Source organism: Massilia sp. 2TAF26 (assembly GCF_052115005.1).
GTDB lineage: Bacteria > Pseudomonadota > Gammaproteobacteria > Burkholderiales > Burkholderiaceae_D > Telluria.
Window position 1 is genome coordinate 48,355 of sequence record NZ_JBFRFV010000026.1, and the last position, 19,226, is coordinate 67,580.

Here is a 19,226-nt window from a genome sequence, read left to right on the forward strand (position 1 = left end):
CCGGCCGTGAAAGCGCCTTTCCGGAAGCTCCTGCTGGCGCTGGCCGCCCTGCTGGCCACGGGCGCCGCGCTCGCCGCATTCACCTCGGCCGGCCGGGATGGCTGGAGCGACGGCGAACTGCAGATCCTGTCCACGCTCAGGCTGAGCCAACTGGCGCCGCCGGCGCCAGACCCCTCGAATGCGGTCGAGGCCAGGCCGGACGCCGTGCAGCTCGGGAAGCAGGTGTTCGCCGACACCCGCTTCAGCCGCAACGGCGCGGTGTCCTGCGCCAGCTGCCACCAGCCGGACAAGCAGTTCCAGGACGGCCGGCCGCTGGGCCAAGGCGTCGGCACCGGCCGGCGCCGCACGATGCCGCTGGCCGAAGCCGGCCATGCGCCCTTCACCTTCTGGGATGGCCGCAAGGACAGCCTGTGGTCGCAGGCCCTCGGTCCGCTCGAAGACCAGCTCGAGCACGGCGGCAGCCGCCTGGCCTATGCCCACCTGGTGCGCGCCCACTACCGCGCGCAGTACGAAGCGCTGTTCGGCCCCATGCCGGACCTGAGCCGGCTGCCGGCGGAAGGCGGTCCGCTGGGCACCCCGGCGCAGCGCGCCGCCTGGGCCGCGATGCGCGAGGACGACCGGCGTGCGGTGTCGCGCGTGTTCGCCAACCTCGGCAAGGCGATCGCCGCCTACGAGAAGACGCTGCACTACGGCGAGTCGCGGCTCGACGGCTATATTGAAGATTTACTGCGCGAAGACTTGCTGCACGCCGACCCGGCGGCGCCGCAGCGCCTGAGCGCGCAGGAAAAGAACGGCCTGCGCCTGTTCATCGGCAAGGCGCAATGCGTGACCTGCCATAACGGCCCGCTGTTCAGCGACCAGCAGTTCCACAACACCGGCATCGCTCCGCGCACGCCGGGCAAGCCGGACTTCGGCCGCGGCGCGGCGCTGACGCAACTCCTGAGGGACGAATTCAACTGCCTCGGCCCCTACAGCGACGCCAAACCGGAACAGTGCGAGGAGTTGCGCTTCCTGTCGGCCGACGACCACACGCTGGACGGCGCCTTCAAGGTGCCCGGTCTGCGCAATGCGGCAGCGCGGGCGCCGTATATGCACGCGGGCCAGCTGGCGTCGCTGGGCGAGGTGCTGGAGCATTACCGCCGCGCGCCGGCCGCCGCCGCCGGACACAGCGAACTGAAACCGCTGCGCCTGAGCGACAGCGAAGTGCGCGACCTGGCCGCATTCCTGGGAACGCTGTCCAGTCCCGTCGTCGAAGGACGCCGCTGAATCAGGCGATCATGGTGACCACGCGGTTGATCAGGTAGCCGCCGACCACCAGGAACAGGAACAGCACGCTGGCCAGCAGGATCGGCTTGATGCCCGCCTGGCGGATCGCGCCGACGTGGGTGCGCAGGCCGAGGGCCGCCATCGCCATCGCCAGCAGCACGGTGTCGAGCTGCAGGATGGCGTCGACCAGGCCGGCCGGCAGCAGCCGCAGCGAATTCAGGCCGCTGGCGCCGACGAACAACAGCGCGAACCAGGGAATGGTGATGCGGCGCCTGGCGGCAGCTTCGGTTCCCTCTTCGGCGCCGAGGCGGCTGCTCAGGACGACCAGGAAGGGCGCCAGCATCATCACCCGCAGCATCTTCTCGATCACGGCGCTCGAGGCCGCGGCTTCGCTGACGGCGCGTCCGGCCACCACCACCTGGGCCACCTCGTGGATGGTCGAACCGGCATACAGGCCGTAGGCGGTCTCGGACAGGTGCAGCCAGGGATACAGCAGCGGATACACGAACATCGACAAGGTGCCGAACACGACCACGGTCGCCACCGCCACCGACACCTTGTGCGCCTGGCCGCGCACCACCGGCTCGGCCGCCATCACGGCGGCGGCGCCGCAGATCGCGCTGCCGGCGCCGATCAGCATCGCGGTCTGGCGGTCCAGCCCGAACGCCCGGGTGCCCAATTGCACCGCCAGAGTGAAGGTGGCGACGATCACCAGCGCGTCGATCAGCACGCCGGCCCAGCCGATGTGGCCGATCTGCTGGAAGGTGATGCGAAAGCCGTACAGCACGATTCCCAGGCGCAGCAGGCGGTTGCGGGCGAAGTCGACGCCTTCCTGGCTGAAGGGCGCGATGCGCGGGAAGACCGTGTTGCCGAGCACGATGCCGGCGACGATGGCGAGGGTCAGCGCGCTGAGGCCGAGGCGCTGGAATACCGGCAGCGCGGCGCCCCACATCGCCAGCGCGGCGAGCAGCGCCGCCAGCGCGCAGCCGTGGACGTAGGGAAGACAAGGGCGGGATGGGTGAGGCATGGGTTTCTCCTGTTGTACCCATGCAGGTTAAACATTTCCCATTCATAAGAAAAACAAGTTATATTGATATGATTAATCAGCATAACTGATAAGCAATGCTCCACACGACCCTCAGGCAGTTCGAAGTCTTCGTCGCCACCGCCCGCAAAGGCAGCGTGACCCAGGCCGCCGCCGCGATCGGCCTGACCCAGTCGGCGGCCAGCATGGCCCTGGCCGATTTCGAGCGCCAGCTCGGCACCCGGCTATTCGACCGGGTCGGCAAGCGCCTCGTGCTGAACGGCGACGGCCGGGTGCTGTACCCGAAGGCGGTCGAGATGGTCGAGCGGGCGGTGGAGATGGAGCAGCTGTTCCATGAAGGCGGGCGCGCGGTGAACCTGCGCCTGGGCGCCAGCTCCACCATCGGCAACTACCTGCTGCCGCGCCTGATCGGACAGTTCCAGACGGCGCGGCCGGGCAGCCAGCTGCGGCTGGACGTCGGCAATACCCAGCAGGTGCTGGATGCACTGCTGCGCTTCGAGATCGACGTCGGCTTCGTCGAAGGGCCCTGCCTGCACGCGGACATCGAATCCATCGCCTGGCGCCAAGACCAGCTGGCGGTGTGCGTGCGGCCGGACGATCCGCTGGCCCGGCCGGGCGGCGCCAGCATCGACACCTTGCGGCGTGCGCGCTGGATCCTGCGCGAGCGAGGCTCGGGCACGCGCGAGGTGGTCGAGCAGCTCTTGACCGGCCAGCTGGGCGAAATCGCGCTGGCGATGGAGCTGGGCGGCACCGAGGCGATCAAGCGGGCGGTGGAAAGCGGGATCGGGATCTCCTGCCTGTCCTCGACCACCCTGGCCGGCGAAGTCGAACGCGGCAGCCTGGCGCTGGTGGAGACGCCCTTCCTGCGCCTGGTGCGGCCGCTGCACATCGTGCTGCACCGGCAGAAGTACCGCACCGAGGGCATCGAGGCGCTGCTGGCGCTGTGCCGGCGCGCTCTAGTCAGTGAATGATCCGCGCGAGGAATTCGCGCGCCCGCTCCGACTTCGGCGCGTCGAAGAAATCGTCCTTGGCGCTTTCCTCGACGATGCGGCCGTGGTCCATGAACAGGATGCGGTCGGCCACCCGGCGCGCGAATCCCATCTCGTGGGTCACCACCATCATGGTCATGCCGTCCTGGGCCAGGCCCGTCATCACGTCCAGCACCTCGCCCACCATCTCCGGATCGAGGGCCGAGGTCGGCTCGTCGAACAGCATCGCCACCGGGTCCATCGCCAGCGCGCGCGCGATCGCCACGCGCTGCTGCTGGCCGCCCGAGAGCTGGCTGGGGAACTTGTCCTGGTGCGCCAGCAGGCCGACCCGCTCCAGGTATTTCAGGCCGTTGGCGGTCGCCTCCTCGCGCGAGCGCTTCAGCACCTTCATCTGGGCCAGGTTCAGGTTGTCGCGCACCGACAGGTGGGGGAACAGCTCGAAGTTCTGGAACACCATGCCGATCCGCGCGCGCAGCGCCGGGAGCCGGGTGGCCGGGTCGCCGACCGAGGTGCCGTCGACGTGGATGCTGCCCTGCTGGAAGGGCTCGAGGCCGTTGACGGTCTTGATCAGAGTCGATTTGCCGGAACCGGAGGGGCCGCACACCACCACCACATCGCCCCGCGCCACCCGCGTGCTGCAATCGCTGAGCACCTGGAAGCTGCCGTACCACTTGCTGACATTGTCTATTTCAATCATATAGTTGTGTGCCTTGGGCGTGCTTGACAGCACCATCGGCCCCTAGGATACTGCGGAACTTGCCAAGATTGTCAGTACCGCGCCAGAAAAGTCAGCGGAACAGGTCGGACGATCTCCCCTGTTTTCCGTCGCACCGCCATCACCGGAAGGAACCCTATGAATAATCGTAATCGCCTGACCACTTACATCCTCGTGGGGCTGGTGCTTGGCATCGCCGTCGGCTACTTCGCACACAATTACCTGGAAAGCGCTGCCGGCTTCGCCGACACGCTGTCGCTGGTAACCACCCTCTTCCTCCGCCTGATCAAGATGATCATCGCGCCGCTGGTGTTCTCGACCCTGGTGGTCGGCATCGCCAAGATGGGCGACGCCTCCGAGGTGGGCCGCATCGGCGTCAAGGCGCTGGGCTGGTTCATCATCGCCTCGATCCTCTCGCTGACCCTGGGCCTGATCCTGGTGAACCTGTTCCGTCCGGGCGACGCGATGGCCGCCGCCGGCCACCTGCCGGCCGTGACCGAATCCTCGGGCATCGCCGTGACCGGCCTGACGCTCAAGGAATTCATCACCCACCTGGTGCCGACCTCGATCGCCGACGGCATGGCCAAGAACGAGATCCTGCAGATCGTGATCTTCTCGATCTTCTTCGGCACCGGCGCCGCCGCCGTGGGCGCGCGCGCCACCCCGCTGATCGACGCCATCGACGGCGCCGCCCACGTGATGCTGAAGGTAACCGGCTACGTCATGAACTTCGCGCCGGTCGCGGTGTTCGCGGCGGTCGCCAGCGTGATCGCCAAGAGCGGCGTCGGCGTGCTGTCGACCTACGGCGTGTTCATGGGTGAGTTCTACCTCGGCATCGCGCTGCTGTGGATCGTGCTGATCGCGATCGGCATCCTGTTCGTCGGCCCGCGCATCCTGCAGCTGCTGCGCGAACTGCGCGAACCGACCATCCTGGCCTTCACCTGCGCCTCGTCGGAAGCCGCTTTCCCGAAAACCCTGGAAGGCCTGGAGCGCTTCGGCGTCAAGAACCGCCTGGCCGCCTTCGTGCTGCCGATCGGCTACTCGTTCAATCTCGATGGTTCGATGATGTACTGCACCTTCGCCACCATCTTCATCGCCCAGGCCTACGGCATCGAAGTGCCGCTGTCGACCCAGCTGACCATGATGCTGGTGCTGATGCTGACCTCGAAGGGCATGGCCGGCGTGCCGCGCGCTTCGCTGGTGGTGATCGCCGCGACCCTGAACCAGTTCCACATTCCGGAAGCCGGCCTGCTGCTCCTGCTGGGCATCGACCACTTCCTGGACATGGCGCGCTCGGCCACCAACGTGATCGGCAACGGCATCGCCACCGCCGTGGTCGCGAAGTGGGAAGGCGAACTGAGCGACCCGAAGGCGGCCGGCACGGATATTGCGACGTCGCCGCTGCGCTGATTTTCATCCGTCGCCCCCGCGCAGGCGGGGGCCCAAGTTTGCATGCGTCTTGTTAGCTCACGCAGAACTTGGGCCCCCGCCTGCGCGGGGGCGACGCTTTTCTGGAGACCATATGACTTACCTGAAATCCGCGCGCACGCTGTTCGCGCTCTTCCTCTGCCTGTTCGCCCTCGCCGCCCAGGCCCAGACCGCCGCCCCGGCCAAACTGCCGAACGTGGTCATCCTCGCCACCGGCGGCACCATCGCCGGCACCGGCGCCACCAGCACCACCACGGTCGGCTATACCGCCGCCACGGTCGGCGTCGACGCCCTGATCAAGGCGGTGCCGGAACTGCAGAAGGTCGCCCACGTGAGCGGCGAACAGGTGTTCCAGATCGCCAGCGAGAACATGGGCAACGAGCAGTGGCTGATCCTGGCCAAGCGCGTCAACGCCCTGCTGGCCCAGCCGAACGTGGACGGCATCGTCATCACCCACGGCACCGACACCATCGAGGAAACCGCCTACTTCCTGGACCTGGTGGTCAAGAGCCGCAAGCCGGTGGTGGTGGTCGGCGCGATGCGTCCCTCGACCGCGATCTCGGCCGACGGCCCGATCAACCTGTACAACGCCGTGCTGACCGCCGGCAGCCAGGAAGCGGTGGGCAAAGGCGTGCTGGTGGTGATGAACGACCAGATCAACGCCGCGCGCGAAGTCACCAAGACCAACACCGTCACCACCGACACCTTCAAGTCGCCGGAGCTGGGCATGCTGGGCTATGTGGTCGGCAACCAGCCGCACTTCTACCGCGCCTCGACCCGCAAGCACACCGTCGACACCGAGTTCGACGTGTCGAACCTGACGTCGCTGCCGGCCGTGGAAATCGCCTACAGCTACGCCAACGTCGGCCCGACCGCGGTCAACGCCTTCGTCGCCGCCGGCGCCAGGGGCCTGGTCCACGCCGGCGTGGGCGACGGCAGCCTGCCGAACAAGGTGCGCCCGGCCCTCTCCGCCGCGCGCGAAAAAGGCGTGGTCGTCGTGCGTTCGAGCCGCGTCGGCCAGGGCATCGTGGCGCGCAACGGCGAAGCCAACGACGACCAGCTCGACTTCGTCGTCTCGGACACGCTGAATCCGCAGAAGGCGCGCATCCTCTTGATGCTGGCGCTGACCAAGACGAACAGCACCAGGGAAATCCAGCGCATGTTCTACACCTATTGATCCTGGCGCCCGCCAGCGACGACAAGCCGCCTTCGGGCGGCTTTTTTGTCGTATCGGGGCCATATTTCGCAATATCGCCGTGCGGAAAAAGCAAGAATGCGTTCCGTATTTATCGTTCGCCGCGATAATGGAATCGTGCTTTCGTCGTCCGCCGAATCCGCCATGGCCATGCGGTTTGAAGAAGTCGAATCCTTCGCGTGCAGCCCGCCGCCGGCGCCCGAGGCAGGCCACGGTCGCGCGGCGTGATCACCATCGGCACCGGGGTCGACGGCGACTGGGTGTGGGTGGCGATCAGCGACACCGCTTGCGGCATCCCGGCGCAGAACATGAACCGCATCTTCGAACCCTTCTTCACCACCAAGCCGGTCGGCAGCGGCACGGGACTGGGCTTGTCGCTGTCCTACAGCGTCATCAACAAGCACGGCGGACGCATCGAGGTCGCATCGACGCCCGAGGCCGGGACGACTTTCACCATCCGGCTGCCGATCACGCCGCCGGCCTCCCTAAGGCCTGCGGCCTGAAGCCTGGACGGTCTCTCCCTGACCTCAGAACATCTTCATCACGCCCAGCTGCACCGCGCGCTGGGAGGTCTGCTTGGTCGACGGGACCAGGGCGTCGTCATAGCGGTTGAAGTCGACCTCCGCATACAGGTTGGTCAGCTTCGAAAAGTGGTACGCAGCGCCCACCAGGGTCAGGTCGCGCCGGCCGCCGCCCGTGCGGCTGTCGTAGTCCGAGCGATAGAAGGCGGCGGTGACTTCCACCGGCTGGTTGACCTGGTAGTTGACGCCGCCGAAGCGCGTCTCCAGCTGGTAGCTGCCCGCGCTCGCGGTCTCCTGGCGTTCGCGCGACAGGCCGGCCTTGACGGTGAAGGCATGGACCTTGACGCCGCCGCCCACCACGAAGGCGTGATTGTCGAAGCCGGTGGTGGTCTGCTTGTCCGTCCAGGCACCCGCCGCCAGCAGCATTCCCTTGGCGTAGCTGAAGCCCACTGCCTTCGCCGTCCCCTTCCCGGCATCTCCCGCGACTTCGCCCGGCGCGTATTCGGCGCGCAGGGTCAGGCCGTCGAAGCTGCCGGTGTACTGGATGTCGTTGTTGAAGCGCGTGCCGGACGACGACGATGCGCTCAGGCCGGCCGTTTTCGCCGCCGCCGGCAAGCTGGTGCCGGCGCCCGAGGACAACGGCACGATGGGCGTGTAGTGGTGATCGAAGGGGTCGAGGAATTTCTCGGTCCGGAAGCCGATCGTGTACTGGCGGCCGATGTCGATCGAACCCCAGCTGCCGCCCAGCCCGACCGCTGCGGTACGGTTGAACAGGACGTTGTTGGTGTTGTCCAGGGCGCCGGTCTTGCTGTTGAAGCCGCTCTCCAGCTGGAAGTGCGCGTTCAGCCCATTGCCGAGCTGCTCCACGCCGCGAAAGCCCAGCCGGTTCGAGTAGTAATTGCCGGAGCTCGTGGTCCACATGCCGTGGCCTTCGGCGTCGACATTGGTCTGGTAGCGCAATCCGGCATCGACGGAGCCGTAGACGGTCACGCTGGCCTGGGCGAATGCGGCGGCCGGGAACAGGGCCGCGAGGGCCAGCATCAGGGTAGCTTGGGTTTTCATTGTCTCGTTATTGATGGATTTATGGTGGCCGAGGGCGTGCGCTGCCCTCGGCGGTTGCCGATGAAAAACTACAGGGGTGATGCGGGATTTAAGCGGTTGCCTTGGCCGCCGCCTTGCGCGCCGCCTGGCTGGCGTCACTGCTGAGCGACAGGAGGATGAGGACGCTGGCCACGGCCAGGCCGGCAATCGGCATCAGGGCCAGCGCATAGCTGCCGGTTTCTTCCTTGATCCAGCCGTAGACGTTGACCATGAGGCCGCCGCCGATCAGGTTGGAAGTGGCGTTGATGGCGGCCAGGCCGGCTGCCGCCGCCGAGGGCGCGATCCAGGTCGAGCTCAGCGCCCAGAACGGTCCCTTGAAGGAATAGGCGCCGACCAGCACGCAGGACAGCAGGACCACGGTCGGGATCAGCGCGCTGGTGGCCGAGGTGAACAGCATGCCGCCGGCGACCAGCAGCAGCGGAATGGCGGTGTGCCAGCGGCGTTCGCCCTTCTTGTCCGAATGGCGGCCCCACAGGATCATCAGCACCGAGGCGATCACGTAGGGTATCGAATTGACCAGGCCGGTCTGCATGACGGTCAGGCCGAAGGATTTCAACAGCTGCGGTTGCCACACGTTGAGGACGCTGCCTGCAGCCGAGGCGGCCGAGCAGACCAGCGCCATGCCCAGCACTTCCTTGGTACGGAACAGCTTCCAGACCGACACGCGGGCCGCGGTCTTCTTCTCGCTGCGTTCCTTCTCGATGCGCGTGGAGAGCCAGTTGCGCTGCTCGTCGCTGAGCCACTTCGCCTGCTCGGGGCGATCGGTCAGGAAGAACAGGCAGACGATGCCCAGCAGGACGGTGGGCAGGCCTTCGAGAATGAACAGCCAGTGCCAGCCGCGCATGCCGAACATCCCGTCGGTCTGGAGCAGCAGGGCCGAGATCGGCGAACCGATGAAGCTGCCCATCGGTACCGCCACCATGAAGGTGGCGACGATGCGCGCACGGTAGGCGGCCGGGAACCAGTAGGTCAGGTACAGCACGACGCCGGGGAAGAAGCCGGCTTCGGCCGCGCCGAGCAGGAAACGCATGAAGAACAGCGAGTTCTGGCCCTGCACGAAGGCGGTGCAGGCCGACACCAGGCCCCAGATGATCATGATCCGCGCGATCCACTTGCGGGCGCCGTACTTCTGCAGCGCCAGGTTGCTCGGCACTTCGAAGAAGAAGTAGGCGATGAAGAACAGGCTGCCGGCAAAGCCGAAGACTTTCTTGGTGAGGCCGAGGTCGCCGTTCATCTGCAGGGCTGCCATGCCGATGTTGCCGCGGTCGATCAGGGCCATCAGGTAGCAAACGATCAGGAAGGGAATGATGCGCCAAGTTACCTTGCGCATCGTTTCCGCCTCGAGGCGGGGGTTGTTGTCGATGTCGTTCATGTCGTCTCCCATACTGTAAGGGTTAAAGCGCGTCTTGGGTGCGCGCCTGTGGTTTTTGTGTGACGTCAGGCTTGCTGTTCCAGAACCGCCAGCACGTTGGCCGCCGCCGCCGTGCCCATGCCGACGTAGGCATCGCCGGTCACGCCGCCGATGTGTGGCGACAGGATGGCGTTCGGAATCCCGGTGAACGGGTGGCCGGGGGTGAAGGGTTCGACCTGGAAGCTGTCCAGCCCAGCGGCACGCAGGGCGCCGCTGCGCAGGGCATCGGCCAGCGCCGCTTCGTCGATCAGGCCGCCGCGCGCGGTGTTGACGACGATGGCGCCGCGGCGCATGGTGGCCAGCGTTTGCGCGTTCAGCATGTTGGCGTTGTCCTTGGTGAGCGGGCAATGCAGGGACAGCACGTCCGACTGCGCGATCACGTCCGCCAGCGGCAACAGGCTGACGCCATCCGGCGCCGTTTGCGCGAACGGGTCGTGCGCGATCACCTGCATGCCCAGTGCGCTGCCGACGGTGGCCACGCGCGCGCCGATCGCGCCCAGGCCCACCAGGCCGAGCGTGCGGCCTTTCAGCTCCAGGCTCTTGTGGGTGGCCTTGTCCCAGTGGCCCTCATGCATGCGGCGATCGAGCGCCGGCACGTCCTTGGCGCAGGCGAAGATCAGCGCCCAGGCATGTTCGGCCACGGCGGCCGCGTTGGCGCCGACCGCCGCCTTGACGGCGATGCCTCGCTTTGCCGCCGCTTCCTTGTCGATGGTGTCGGTGCCGGAACCGTGCTTGGAAATCACGCGCAGGCGGGTGCAGGCCTCGATCACGCGCTCGGTGATGCGGCCGTAGCGCACGATGATCGCGACCGGCTGGTGCTGGCGGCACAGGGCGACCAGCTCGTCCTCGGTCGGCGTCTTGCCGGCGTAGACCAGGTCGTAGGTCGACAGCAGCGCGACCGCCTTGCCGGCCAGGTCGGCGCCGGTCACCAGGATCACGTCGCGCTTGGCTTGTTCCTCGAGGACGGCGCTCACAGCGTTTCTCCTTCGGCCAGCACGCCGGCCTTGCGCAGGGCGGCGTCGAGCCAGGCCGGACGCAGCTGGGCGCCGCTGCGGATGCCTTCGATGCGCGCGGTTTCATCGGCCAGCTTCTGCCTGGCCGCGTCCAGCACGGCCGGTACCTTGACCGGCTCGACGATGACGATGCCGTCGGCATCGCCCACCACCAGGTCGCCCGGGCGCACCGTCACGCCGCCCACGGAAATCGGCCAGTTGATCCGGCCCGGCACCTGCTTGGTCGGCCCGTTCGGGTTGGCGCCGGTGGCATACATCGGGAAGCCCAGCGCGCGGATCGCCTCGGTATCGCGCACGGCGCCGTAGACGACGATGCCGGCGATGCCGATCGCCATGCACTGGCTGACCATGATCTCGCCCATCAGGGCGCTGGTATCGTCGCCCTTGCCGTCGATGACCAGCACGTCGCCCGGCTTGGCGATCGCCATCGCCGCGTGGATCATCAGGTTGTCGCCGGGGCGCACTTCGACCGTCAGCGCCGGTCCGGCCAGGCGCATGCTCGGCGCCAGCGGCGCGATGCGGCTGCTCAGGGCGCCGCGGCGGCCGGCAACGTCGGCCAGGATGGAAGACGGGTACTGGGCGGCGCGCGCGACCAGTTCAGGGTCGATGCGCTCGATGTTGCGGATGACGTCGGGTGGGGTGGTATGGCTCATGGTGGGTCCTCGTCGTAGGTAGGAGGCAGCCACGAGGAGGGACGGGCGCAGGACGGCACGCGAGATGCGGGATGCCATGGATGTCTCCTCCGATGCGGCTGCTTTTTTGTCAGGCAGATTCTTGTATGAGCCGAGTATAGGAAGCACGATCTATAATGTATATTCACTTATTTTTCGAATTCTTAAACTTTCGGGAATATATCGATGGACTTCCGCGACCTGAAATACTTCGAAGTGATCGCCGAGGAAGGCAACCTGGGGCGGGCCGCCGAGCGCCTGCACCGGACCCAGCCTGCGCTGACCAAATGCATCGACCGCCTGGAAGAAGACCTGGGCGCGAAACTGTTCGAAAAGGATGGGCGCGGCATGCGGCTGACCGTCGCCGGCGAGGTCCTGGTGCGGCGCACGCGGCAGATGGCGATCATGGTGGAGGAGACGGCGCGCGAGATGCAGGATTACGCCAGTGGTTTGCAGGGGAATGTGCGCATCGGCTGCGTGCCGACGCTGGCCGAACATCTGATGCCTGCCGTGTTCCAGCAATTACTGGCCGAAGCACCCGGCATTACCGTGAACCTGGCCGTAGCGATGAATGCCAACCTGATGGCCAGCCTGCAGGAGGGTGAGCTGGATCTGGTGCTGAGCCCGATCACGGAGACCGAGCGGGATATCGTGTGGGAGCAGATTGCGGAAGACACGGTAGTCGTGATGGCGAACGAGCACCACCCGGTATTCGATTCGCCCTGCACGCTCGCGGGCCTGCTCGACTACAAATGGATGCTGCCGGCGGCAACGGTCGCCTCGCGCCAATGGCTGAACCAGACATTCGAGCGGCATGGTCTTCCGCGTCCGCAGGTACAGATCGAATCGAACGTGCTGAATGCGATCCTGCCTATCCTCGAGAAGACGCCGTTACTGGGTTTCGTCACCCGCTTCAATCTCGTCTCGGGCAAGGCCCGTGTGCGCGAGGTGATACTGGCCGACACCCAGATGCAGCGCCGCCTCGGCCTGGCCTACCGGCGGAACGGTTATCTGTCGCCGGCGGCGGCGCGCGTCGCGGAGATCCTCCGCGCGCAAGGGAACGCGTTGTTGTCGGTCTGAGGGCACACCGAGCCCACGCAAACGTCGAATCACACGAGGGCGTGCCCCTGCAGCCGCGTCAGAATGGCCAGCGGGCTCGATTCCTTGTCGTACTGCTGCATCGGCGACAGCAGCAAGGTGTGCTCCAGCATGTACTGGCCCGACATCACCGAGTGCGAGGCCTGGTCCGAGAAGCACACCCAGGCGCAGCCGGGCGGGAAGCCGAAGGTGACCTGCGGCGCGTTCTTCTGGTAGTCGAGGTCGGCCTTCATGGAGTCGTGCAGCTGCAGCATCAGGTGGTCGTATTCGCTGCGCAGCGACTTGGTCACGTGCAGCGCGGCCAAGGCCTTGGCCTGCCAGGGCACGTACTTCTTCACGCGCGGCAGGAAGCGTTTCGCCACATCCTCGAACGGTTCGCCCACGCGCCACACGCGCGGCACGCCTTCCAGGTTCACGTTGGTGAACACGCGCAGCAGGCGTTCGCCGCGGTTCGGACGCGAGGGAAAGGCGTCGACGTGCAGGCGGCGGTCGTCGGCGCGCCAGGACTGGACCCGGGTCTCGACCTTCGACGGACGGAAGCTGACCGAGCCGCGGCGCAGGTGCTCGCCGTAGCGCGGCACCAGGTTGCCCAGCAGGCCCTCGGCCTGGGCGCGAAAGCGGCCGATCATGCCGGCGGCCAGCGCCTGCGTGGCGTCGTCGCCGATCACGCCTTTCAGCCGGCCAGCAGGGTCGAGGCTGATGTTGCGGATCTTGGGGTCGCGGATGTCTTCGCGAAACAGCGCCAGCTCTTCCTTCTGGGGCGCGAAACCGTGCTCGCCGAAGTTCGGGAAGTACAGCACCTTCCCCGCTTCCAGCGCGGCGATCCAGGCCGGATTGCCGTGGCCGACCTCCTTCATGTCGATCTCGACGATCTGGTTTTCCATGTTTGTCTTTCTTAATCCTGTTCGAGGGCCAAAGGAGGCGAGGCCAGGTCTTCGTCCTGCCTTGCCAGCTGCCGGTCCCACATCTGTTTATACAAGCCGTTCTGCGCGATCAGCTGTCCGTGCGTGCCGCGTTCGACGATGCGGCCATGGTCGAGCACCAGGATCTGGTGCGCGTCGGCGATGGTCGACAGGCGGTGCGCGATCACCAGCGTGGTGCGCTGCTTCGCGATTTCCTTCAGCTGCGCCTGGATCGCCTGCTCCGCGCGGGAGTCCAGCGCCGACGTCGCTTCGTCGAAGATCAGGATCGCCGGATTCTTCAGCAGCGTACGCGCGATCGCGACCCGCTGCTTCTCGCCGCCGGACAGCTTCAGGCCGCGCTCACCCACCATTGTCGCATAGCCATCGGGCAGGCTTTCGATGAAGTCGTGGATGGAGGCTGCGCGCGCCGCCGCCACGATGTCCTCGCGGCTGGCGCCGGGACGGCCGTAGGCGATGTTGTATTCAATGGTGTCGTTGAACAGCACCGTATCCTGGGGCACGATGCCGATCGCGTGACGCAGCGAATCCTGGGTCACCTTGCGGATGTCCTGGCCGTCGATGCTGATCGCGCCCTGCTGCACGTCGTAGAAGCGGAACAGCAGGCGCGACAGGGTCGACTTGCCCGAGCCGCTGTGGCCAACCACGGCGGTGGTGGTGCCGGCCGGGATCGTGAAGTCGACGTCGAACAGGATCTGGCGCTTGGGGTCGTAGCTGAATTCGACGTGCGAGAACGCGACCTGGGCGCCGCGCGTGGCCAGCGGTTTCGCATCCGGCGAATCGGCCACTTCGCGGTTCTGCTCCAGCAGGCCGAACAGGCGCTCCATGTCGGCCAGGCTCTGCTTGATCTCGCGGTAGATCACGCCCAGGAAGTTGAGCGGAATGTAGAGCTGCAGCATGAAGGAGTTCACCAGCACCAGGTCGCCCAGGGTCATGGTCTTGTCGATCACGCCGGCGGTAGCGCGCCACAGGATGGCGGTGACGGCGGCGGCGATGATCAGCGACTGGCCCGAGTTCAGGAAGGACAGCGAGGTCTGCGAACGCACGGCGGCGCGCTCGTAGTCCTGCAGTCCTGCGTCGTAGCGCTTGGCTTCGTAGTCCTCGTTGCCGAAGTACTTGACGGTCTCGTAGTTGATCAGCGAGTCGATGGCCTTGGTGTTGGCCTTCGAATCGAGCTCGTTCATCGTGCGCCTGAAGTGGGTGCGCCATTCAGTGACGACGATGGTGAAGGTGATGTAGGTGACCAGCGCCGCCCCGGTGATGATCGAGAACCACTTGTCGTAGCGCGCCCCCAGGTAGCCCAGCACCAGCGTGATCTCGACCAGGGTCGGCAAAATCGAAAACAAGGAATACGACACGAGCGAGCTGACGCCGCGCGTGCCGCGTTCGATATCGCGCGTCATGCCGCCGGTCTGGCGGTTCAGGTGGAAGCGCAGCGACAGCGCGTGCAGGTGGCGGAACACCTTCAGTGCGATGGTGCGCACCGCGCGCTGGGTCACGCGCGCGAACAGGAATTCGCGCAACTCGGTGAACAGCGTGGTCGAGAAGCGCAGCGCGCCATACGCGAACAGGGCGCCGAGCGGCAGCACCAGCAGCGCGTAAGGATGGGTGGGCGAGATGCTGAGGCTGTCGACGATATTCTTGAGCACCAGCGGCACGCCGATATTCGCCACCTTGGCGCCGATCAGGCAGACCAGCGCGGCCATCACGCGCCATTTGTAGACCCACAAATAGGGCATCAAGGTGCCGATCACGGCCCAGTCGTTGCGGCGGGCAGCCGGGTCGGCGGGCGATGGAAGGGAGGAGCTTGCGGGAGTGCGTCGCATGACAGAGATTCTTTATTTATGGTTCAATCTGGGACGATTGTAGCGTTTGGGAGCTCGAAAACCTGCTACACGTTGCATTTTCGGTCTGCGATGCTCGCTGTACTCAAGTACAGCTGCGCTTCTCAACCGAAACTGCGGCCGCTCGCGACGGTTTTCGAGTCCCAACTTTTTACCGAGATTTCAAGATGACCCAGCCAGAAAACCAGACCCTTTCCACCACCCGCCTGCCTGAAGGAAAGATGCCAGTGCTGCGGATGATGCCGGCGCCGTCCGACGCCAATGTATATGGAGACGTGTTCGGCGGCTGGATCATGGCACAGGTCGACGTCGCCGGCTCGCTGCCGGCCGTGCGCCGCGCGAACGGCCGCGTGGCCACCATCGCCGTCAACTCCTTCCTGTTCAAGAATCCGGTCTTCGTCGGCGACCTGCTGTCCTTCTACGCCGACATCGTCAAGGTCGGCAATACCTCGATCACGGTCTACGTCGAAGTCTACGCCGAACGTAACCGCCTGCAGACCAATGTCGTGAAAGTCACCGAGGCCACCCTCACCTATGTCGCCACCGGCCCGGACCGCAAGCCGCGCCAGCTGCCGCCGCTCGAATCCCTGATCGCAGAATAAGAGACTGATGCCGTCGCGCCGCCTGTTCCTGCTGGATGCGGCGCGCCTGGCCGCGGCCTTCACCGCCGCTGGTCCCTCGGTACTGCACGCGGCGCCATCGAACGCAGCCGGCTATCCGTTCAGCTTGGGCGTCGCTTCCGGTTCGCCGCTGCCCGATTCCGTGATCCTCTGGACCCGCATCCTGCCCGATCCGCTGGATGCGAATTCGGCGCCCAGGCTGGCGGTGCCGCTGCGCTGGGAAGTCGCGCAGGACGAAGGCTTCCGCAGGATCGCGGCCAAGGGCAGCGTCATCGCCACGCCGGAGCTGGCGCACAGCGTGCGCGTGAACGTGACGGCCCTGGAGCCTGGCCGCTGGTACTGGTACCGCTTCCTGTTCGGCGACGCCGTCAGCCCGGTCGGCCGCACCCGCACCGCCCCAAGCGCCGGCAGCATGCCCGACATGCTGAAGCTGGCGGTGGCCTCCTGCCAGCACTGGGAATTCGGCAGTTATGCGGCGCACCGCTACATCGCCGAGGCCCAGCCCGACCTGGTCGCCTTCCTCGGCGACTATATCTACGAATGGGGCCCTTTCCAGCTCCAGCATCCGCAACGCGCGGTGCGCCAGAACGAATCCTTCGACCTGGCGAGCTACCGCCAGCGCTACGCCCAGTACAAGAGCGACCCGGACCTGCAGGCGGCCCACCTGGCGGCGCCCTGGATCGTGACCTGGGACGACCACGAAGTCGCCAACGACTACGCCGCCGACCGCGACGAACGGCTCTCGAGCGATTTCGCGGCGCGCCGCGCGGCGGCCTACCAGGCCTTCTACGAGCACATGCCGCTGCGCCTGCCGCCGCCTCGCAGCTTTGCGAATGTACGCATGGTTCAGCGCTACGACTGGGGGCGCCTGGCGCGCTTCCACGTGCTGGACGACCGCCAGTACCGCGCCTACGAAGCCTGCCCGAAGCCGGGCCGGGGCGGCTCGAATTCCGTGGGCCCGCGCGCCTGCCCTGCCCTGCTGGATCCGTCGCGCAGCATGCTGGGCAGGGAACAGGAAGCCTGGCTGCAGGACGGCCTGCAAAGCTCGAGGGCGCGCTGGAACATCCTGGCCCAGCAGACCCTGATGGCGCAGTCGACCCAGGTGCCGATCGCAGGCAGCGACGGCGGGCGCTTCTGGACCGATGGCTGGGACGGTTATCCGGTCGCGCGCCGGCGGCTGCTGGACACCCTGGCGGGTTCACGGGCCGCCAATCCGCTGGTGCTGGGCGGCGACGTCCACACCTTCTACGCCACCGAACTGCGTGCGGATTTCAAGCGCCCGGCATCGAAGGACAATCCGGTGATCGCCACCGAGTTCGTCGGCACCTCGGTCACCTCGAGCTCGCGCCCGCAGCAGCGCACCGCGCAATACGTCGAAATGAACCCCCACATCAAGTTCGGGCGCAGCGACAGGCGCGGCTACATGCTGCTGGAGGTAACGCCCAGCGAGACGCGGTCGCGCTTCATGGGGCTGGATGAGGTGCGGGATCCGAAGACCGCGCAGCGGGAGCTGGCGGCTTTCAGGGTGGTGGATGGGAAGGCTGGGGTGGAGGTGGTGAACGGCTAGCCGTCATTCCCGCTTTCGCGGGGATGACGGGGTTTGTTACGCCGGCTGCTTCTCATCCCGCAACTCACGCCGCAGGATCTTGCCCACATTGGTCTTCGGCAGCGTCTCGCGGAACTCGATGTACTTCGGACGCTTGTAGCCGGTCAGCTGCTCCTTGCAGAAGGCCATCAGCTCTTCCTTGGTGAGCGCCTTGTCCTTCCTGACCACGTAGAGCTTGACCGCCTCGCCCGAATGCTGGTCCGGCACGCCCACGCAGGCCACTTCCAGCACGCCCGGGTGGCTTGCCACGACTTCCTCGACCTCGTTCGGGTACACATTGAAACCCGAGACCAGGATCATGTCCTTCTTGCGGTCGACGATCTTGATGTAGCCTTGCTCGTTCATGATGCCGATGTCGCCGGTCTTGAAGAAGCCGTCCGCGGTCATGACCTTGGCGGTTTCGTCCGGTCGGTTCCAGTAGCCGGCCATCACCTGCGGGCCGCGCACGGCGATTTCGCCGGCGGTGCCGAACGGGACTTCCTGGCTGGCTTCGTCGAGGATGCGAATCTCGGTCGACGGGATCGGCAGGCCGATGGTGCCGGTAAAGCCCGTGATGTCGCAGCGGTTGGCGGCGACCACCGGCGAGGTCTCGGACAGGCCATAGCCCTCGACGATCGGGGTGCCGGTGACCTGCAGCCACTTGTCCGCCACCGGCTTCTGCACCGCCATGCCGCCGCCCGGGCAGACCAGCAGGCCGGAGAAGTCGAGGCTGGCGAAGTCCGGGTGGTTCAGCAGGCCGTTGTACAGGGTGTTCACGGCCGGGAAGACGTTGATGCGGTAGTTGCGCAGTTCCTTGATGAAGCCGCCAATGTCGCGCGGGTTCGGGATCAGGAGGTTCATGCCGCCCACGCGCAGGCCCAGCAGGGCGCAGACGGTCAGCGCATAGATGTGGTACAGCGGCAGCGCGCACACGAACTGCAGGTCGGCGCCGGCCTTGGCCAGGGTCGGGGCGAACCAGGCTTCGTTCTGCAGCACGTTGGCGATCACGTGCTTGTGCAGCAGCACCGCGCCCTTCGACACGCCGGTGGTGCCGCCGGTGTACTGCAGGAAGGCGACGTCGTCATGGCCGACCTGGACCGGCTTGAGGGTCTGGCGCGCGCCTTCCGCCAGCACGCGCTTGAACGGCACCGCGTTCGGAATCGACCATGCCGGCACCAGCTTCTTGACGGTGCGGACCACGAAGTTGACGATCAGTCCCTTCGCGCCGAGCAGGTCGCCCATGGTGCCGACGATGACGTGCTTGACCTTGGTTTGGCCGACGACTTCCGCCACCGTGTGGGCGAAGTTTTCCAGCACCACGATGGCTTCCGCGCCCGAGTCGTTCAGCTGGTGCTGCAGCTCGCGCGCGGTGTACAGCGGGTTGACGTTGACGATGGTGTAGCCGGCGCGCAGGATGGCCGCCATCGCCACCGGATACTGCAGCACGTTCGGCAGCATGATGGCCACGCGCGCGCCCGGCTGCAGGCCGCGGCTCTGCAGCCACGCCGCCATCTGGGCGGACAGCTTGTCGAGTTCGGCGAAAGTCATGGACTTGCCCATGCAGGCATAGGCCTTGCGGTCCGCGTACTTGCGGAAGGCTTCCTCCAGCAGGTGCGTGAGGGAACGGTATTGCGTCCAGTCGATCTCCGCCGGTACGCCCGTCTCGTACGACTCCAGCCAGAATTTGTCCATGTTATTGCCTATCTTTCTAATCAATTTAACTCTCCGCTTTTGTCATTTTTAGCACTGCCAAAAATGACTCCCCGCGAAGGCGGGGACCCAAGTTCTGCCTTGGGTCCCCGCC

General features: G+C 66.2%; 16 protein-coding genes and 1 pseudogene. 8 read left to right on the forward strand and 9 right to left on the reverse strand.

Features of this window, described 5'->3' with window-relative positions:
• Positions 1-6 precede the first annotated feature (6 nt).
• Complete coding sequence (locus tag AB4Z32_RS21830) at positions 7-1,266, forward strand: cytochrome-c peroxidase (protein ID WP_442123970.1); 1,260 nt, start codon at positions 7-9, stop codon at positions 1,264-1,266.
• A gap of 1 nt (position 1,267) precedes the next feature.
• On the opposite strand, the gene AB4Z32_RS21835 is transcribed toward AB4Z32_RS21830, so the two are convergent.
• A complete protein-coding gene (locus AB4Z32_RS21835; RefSeq protein ID WP_442123971.1) occupies positions 1,268-2,293 on the reverse strand; it encodes a YeiH family protein in 1,026 nt (341 codons plus the stop codon).
• A 95-nt stretch (positions 2,294-2,388) separates the two neighbouring features.
• Here AB4Z32_RS21835 and AB4Z32_RS21840 point away from each other — a divergent pair, with 95 nt between their 5' ends.
• The gene (locus AB4Z32_RS21840) at positions 2,389-3,282 is read left to right on the forward strand and encodes a LysR family transcriptional regulator (protein WP_442123972.1); all 894 of its coding nucleotides are present in this window, start codon (positions 2,389-2,391) and stop codon (positions 3,280-3,282) included.
• On the opposite strand, the gene AB4Z32_RS21845 is transcribed toward AB4Z32_RS21840, so the two are convergent.
• Positions 3,272-3,997, reverse strand: coding sequence for an amino acid ABC transporter ATP-binding protein (locus AB4Z32_RS21845; RefSeq protein ID WP_442123973.1), 726 nt, complete (start codon positions 3,995-3,997; stop codon positions 3,272-3,274). The genes AB4Z32_RS21840 and AB4Z32_RS21845 overlap by 11 nt on opposite strands.
• Positions 3,998-4,153: 156 nt before the next feature.
• On the opposite strand from AB4Z32_RS21845, the gene AB4Z32_RS21850 reads away from it, so the two are divergent.
• From AB4Z32_RS21850 to AB4Z32_RS21860, 3 genes and pseudogenes are all read left to right on the forward strand, one after another.
• Positions 4,154-5,425 carry a dicarboxylate/amino acid:cation symporter gene (locus AB4Z32_RS21850; protein ID WP_442123974.1) on the forward strand — a complete coding sequence of 424 codons (1,272 nt, stop codon included), beginning with the start codon at positions 4,154-4,156 and terminating at the stop codon, positions 5,423-5,425.
• A gap of 112 nt (positions 5,426-5,537) precedes the next feature.
• Positions 5,538-6,620 carry a type II asparaginase gene (locus tag AB4Z32_RS21855; RefSeq protein ID WP_442123975.1) on the forward strand — a complete coding sequence of 361 codons (1,083 nt, stop codon included), beginning with the start codon at positions 5,538-5,540 and terminating at the stop codon, positions 6,618-6,620.
• 236 nt (positions 6,621-6,856) lie between these two features.
• Positions 6,857-7,141 (forward strand): annotated as a pseudogene (locus AB4Z32_RS21860) (sensor histidine kinase); the annotation flags it as partial.
• A gap of 24 nt (positions 7,142-7,165) precedes the next feature.
• Here the strand turns inward: AB4Z32_RS21860 and AB4Z32_RS21865 are convergent.
• From AB4Z32_RS21865 to AB4Z32_RS21880, 4 genes are all read right to left on the reverse strand, one after another.
• Positions 7,166-8,221 (reverse strand): porin, encoded by a 1,056-nt coding sequence (locus tag AB4Z32_RS21865; RefSeq protein ID WP_442123976.1) that lies wholly within the window; start codon positions 8,219-8,221, stop codon positions 7,166-7,168.
• 88 nt (positions 8,222-8,309) lie between these two features.
• Entirely contained in the window at positions 8,310-9,632 is a 1,323-nt protein-coding gene (locus tag AB4Z32_RS21870; protein ID WP_442123977.1) for an MFS transporter, read from the reverse strand.
• 65 nt (positions 9,633-9,697) lie between these two features.
• Positions 9,698-10,645, reverse strand: a complete 948-nt coding sequence (locus tag AB4Z32_RS21875) for an NAD(P)-dependent oxidoreductase (RefSeq protein WP_442123978.1) — start codon at positions 10,643-10,645, stop codon at positions 9,698-9,700.
• Positions 10,642-11,337 carry an RraA family protein gene (locus tag AB4Z32_RS21880; protein ID WP_442123979.1) on the reverse strand — a complete coding sequence of 232 codons (696 nt, stop codon included), beginning with the start codon at positions 11,335-11,337 and terminating at the stop codon, positions 10,642-10,644. Before AB4Z32_RS21880 ends, AB4Z32_RS21875 begins: the two co-directional genes overlap by 4 nt.
• A gap of 204 nt (positions 11,338-11,541) precedes the next feature.
• On the opposite strand from AB4Z32_RS21880, the gene AB4Z32_RS21885 reads away from it, so the two are divergent.
• Positions 11,542-12,435 (forward strand): LysR family transcriptional regulator, encoded by an 894-nt coding sequence (locus tag AB4Z32_RS21885; RefSeq protein WP_442123980.1) that lies wholly within the window; start codon positions 11,542-11,544, stop codon positions 12,433-12,435.
• A 29-nt stretch (positions 12,436-12,464) separates the two neighbouring features.
• Here AB4Z32_RS21885 and AB4Z32_RS21890 read toward each other — a convergent pair whose 3' ends face one another.
• Together AB4Z32_RS21890 and AB4Z32_RS21895 are read right to left on the reverse strand one after the other, a co-directional pair.
• Positions 12,465-13,337, reverse strand: coding sequence for a Kdo hydroxylase family protein (locus AB4Z32_RS21890; RefSeq protein WP_442123981.1), 873 nt, complete (start codon positions 13,335-13,337; stop codon positions 12,465-12,467).
• Positions 13,338-13,348: 11 nt separating this feature from the next.
• Positions 13,349-15,199, reverse strand: a complete 1,851-nt coding sequence (locus AB4Z32_RS21895; protein ID WP_442123982.1) for an ABCB family ABC transporter ATP-binding protein/permease — start codon at positions 15,197-15,199, stop codon at positions 13,349-13,351.
• A 185-nt stretch (positions 15,200-15,384) separates the two neighbouring features.
• Between AB4Z32_RS21895 and AB4Z32_RS21900 the strand changes: the two genes are divergently transcribed.
• Together AB4Z32_RS21900 and AB4Z32_RS21905 are read left to right on the forward strand one after the other, a co-directional pair.
• Positions 15,385-15,819 carry an acyl-CoA thioesterase gene (locus AB4Z32_RS21900; protein WP_442123983.1) on the forward strand — a complete coding sequence of 145 codons (435 nt, stop codon included), beginning with the start codon at positions 15,385-15,387 and terminating at the stop codon, positions 15,817-15,819.
• 7 nt (positions 15,820-15,826) lie between these two features.
• Entirely contained in the window at positions 15,827-17,404 is a 1,578-nt protein-coding gene (locus AB4Z32_RS21905; RefSeq protein ID WP_442123984.1) for an alkaline phosphatase D family protein, read from the forward strand.
• Between the two features lie 36 nt (positions 17,405-17,440).
• Here AB4Z32_RS21905 and AB4Z32_RS21910 read toward each other — a convergent pair whose 3' ends face one another.
• A complete protein-coding gene (locus tag AB4Z32_RS21910) occupies positions 17,441-19,114 on the reverse strand; it encodes a long-chain-fatty-acid--CoA ligase (protein WP_442123985.1) in 1,674 nt (557 codons plus the stop codon).
• Positions 19,115-19,226: the final 112 nt, after the last annotated feature.

Excerpts from the sequence above, each read along its gene's own strand:
- AB4Z32_RS21850 (WP_442123974.1), top strand. The coding sequence starts at position 4,154 with ATGAATAATCGTAATCGCCTGACCACTTACATCCTCGTGGGGCTGGTG.
- AB4Z32_RS21870 (WP_442123977.1), bottom strand. The coding sequence starts at position 9,632 with ATGAACGACATCGACAACAACCCCCGCCTCGAGGCGGAAACGATGCGC.
- AB4Z32_RS21910 (WP_442123985.1), bottom strand. The coding sequence starts at position 19,114 with ATGGACAAATTCTGGCTGGAGTCGTACGAGACGGGCGTACCGGCGGAG.
- AB4Z32_RS21890 (WP_442123981.1), bottom strand. The coding sequence starts at position 13,337 with ATGGAAAACCAGATCGTCGAGATCGACATGAAGGAGGTCGGCCACGGC.
- AB4Z32_RS21840 (WP_442123972.1), top strand. The coding sequence starts at position 2,389 with ATGCTCCACACGACCCTCAGGCAGTTCGAAGTCTTCGTCGCCACCGCC.
- AB4Z32_RS21885 (WP_442123980.1), top strand. The coding sequence starts at position 11,542 with ATGGACTTCCGCGACCTGAAATACTTCGAAGTGATCGCCGAGGAAGGC.
- AB4Z32_RS21880 (WP_442123979.1), bottom strand. The coding sequence starts at position 11,337 with ATGAGCCATACCACCCCACCCGACGTCATCCGCAACATCGAGCGCATC.
- AB4Z32_RS21855 (WP_442123975.1), top strand. The coding sequence starts at position 5,538 with ATGACTTACCTGAAATCCGCGCGCACGCTGTTCGCGCTCTTCCTCTGC.
- AB4Z32_RS21900 (WP_442123983.1), top strand. The coding sequence starts at position 15,385 with ATGACCCAGCCAGAAAACCAGACCCTTTCCACCACCCGCCTGCCTGAA.
- AB4Z32_RS21905 (WP_442123984.1), top strand. The coding sequence starts at position 15,827 with ATGCCGTCGCGCCGCCTGTTCCTGCTGGATGCGGCGCGCCTGGCCGCG.
- AB4Z32_RS21845 (WP_442123973.1), bottom strand. The coding sequence starts at position 3,997 with ATGATTGAAATAGACAATGTCAGCAAGTGGTACGGCAGCTTCCAGGTG.
- AB4Z32_RS21865 (WP_442123976.1), bottom strand. The coding sequence starts at position 8,221 with ATGAAAACCCAAGCTACCCTGATGCTGGCCCTCGCGGCCCTGTTCCCG.
- AB4Z32_RS21895 (WP_442123982.1), bottom strand. The coding sequence starts at position 15,199 with ATGCGACGCACTCCCGCAAGCTCCTCCCTTCCATCGCCCGCCGACCCG.
- AB4Z32_RS21835 (WP_442123971.1), bottom strand. The coding sequence starts at position 2,293 with ATGCCTCACCCATCCCGCCCTTGTCTTCCCTACGTCCACGGCTGCGCG.